Origin of the sequence: Vibrio sp. T9 (assembly GCF_003123985.1) — a bacterium.
Lineage (GTDB): Bacteria > Pseudomonadota > Gammaproteobacteria > Enterobacterales > Vibrionaceae > Vibrio > Vibrio diabolicus.
The window spans coordinates 1-344 of record NZ_NIGY01000124.1; the positions used below are offsets into that span (position 1 = coordinate 1).

Annotated in this window: 1 protein-coding gene; it reads right to left on the reverse strand. The window is 61.3% G+C overall.

Annotation, left to right across the window (positions count from 1 at the left end; translation table 11 throughout):
* Positions 1-344: TonB-dependent receptor (locus CBX98_RS26395; RefSeq protein ID WP_172606044.1), on the reverse strand; the 344-nt coding region annotated here is incomplete at both ends.

The following is a 344-nucleotide window of genomic DNA, read 5'->3' on the forward strand; positions in this document are numbered from 1 at the left end:
GCGACGCGTGCGTACACGTTCGCATTCTTCGACAGCTGCCAGGTACCGGTGAGATCGCCGCTCCAGCGTGAGTCGGTGGGCTTGGAAGTCAGCGGGCCGATCGGGCCGGTGAAGCCAATGAAACGCTCCGCGCTGAAGTCACGCTTGTCGTGTGACCAGCGGGCGCCGGCGCGGACGTCGAACTCATCGGTGAACTGGTAATCGGTCGACCCGAACACCGCCCATGCCTTCGTATGCTGGCTCTGGTCGACCAGGCCATTGAGTGCATGGTTGTTCAGCGTGTCGTACGAGTAGTTGGTGATCGCGACGTCTTCGTCGAAGTAGTACGTACCGACCTGCCACTT